This window comes from Mesorhizobium sp. A623, from assembly GCF_054489405.1.
In genome coordinates this window covers 1-1,189 of sequence record NZ_JBTMXB010000118.1, presented here as the reverse complement: position 1 = coordinate 1,189, position 1,189 = coordinate 1, and the positions used below count along the sequence as shown (strand labels likewise).

Here is a 1,189-nt window from a genome sequence, read left to right as displayed (position 1 = left end):
ATGATTGTGATTATGTTGCCGCGGCTTGATGGTCTGACCCATGCTACGATTGACTGCGTGTCATTGCGTTGACGTGTCGGCCATCAAGTCGCCCTGGCAACGGGCGAGATGTGACTTCATAGGAGCCTGACGGGTTCGCCCCCTCACAGTCCTGTCCTCTCTGAACGGTGCCCGGGCACCGTTCAGAGAGGACAGGACATGACCAATATCAAAATCAGTGGCGTCATTATCGGCGCCGACACCCATAAATCCACCCATGTTGCCGTGGCTATTGATCAGCATGGTGCCAAGCTTGCCACTTATTCTGTCCCGACAAACACCAAGGGCTATAGCGCGCTTGAGGACTGGGCAACTTCTCTGGGTAAAGTCGATGCGTTTGGAATCGAGGGAACCGGCTCGTACGGTGCCGGCCTGTCTCGGCATCTTCGTGGACATGATTACCGTGTAATCGAAGTGACGCGACCCAACCGGCAATTACGGTACCGGCATGGCAAAAGCGATAGCCTTGATGCCGAGGGCGCAGCACGGTCCGTTCTCAGCGATCAAGCCATTGCTGAGCCGAAAACCCAGAACGGGTCGGTCGAGATGATCCGTCATCTCAAGATCGTACGGGACTCTGCCGTAAAAAGCAGATCGCAGGCCATGATTACCCTGAAAACATTGATCATCAACGCGCCTGCAGCGTTACGCGATACGCTCGATCAGATTAAGGGCAAAGTAGCACTGCTCCGGCATATTGCCGCGTTCAGGCCAGGTGCAATCACCTCGACGATGGCATCGGCCAAAACCGCTATGCGCGCGTTGGCTCAACGCTGGCTGACGCTGCATGAAGAAATCCAGGCTCACGACAAAGTGCTCGAACAGCTCGTCGCAGCCCGCGCGCCTATCTTGCTCGCATCCCACGGGATCGCGACGATGACAGCGGCAGAAATGCTTATCCTCGTCGGTGACGATCCAACCCGGATCCGCTCAGAGGCTGCACTCGCCAAACTCTGCGGCGTGTGTCCTATCCCTGCGTCGAGCGGAAAGACCAACCGCTTCCGGCTCAATCGCGGCGGCAACCGGCAAGCCAATGCGGCCCTGTATCGGGTGGCGATCGTTCGAATGCAAAACCACTCACCAACTATTGCCTATGTCAACAAGCGCAAAAAAGAGGGCAAAAGCAACCGAGAGATTATCCGGTGCCTCA

The 1,189-nt window shown here is 56.5% G+C and carries 1 protein-coding gene; it reads left to right on the top strand.

All coding sequences use genetic code 11. The annotated features are described in order from the left end of the window. Nucleotides 1-198: 198 nt before the first annotated feature. Nucleotides 199-1,189, top strand: a 991-nt coding sequence (locus ACX3P1_RS28145; protein WP_459083095.1) for an IS110 family RNA-guided transposase, incomplete at its 3' end; no start/stop codon positions are given.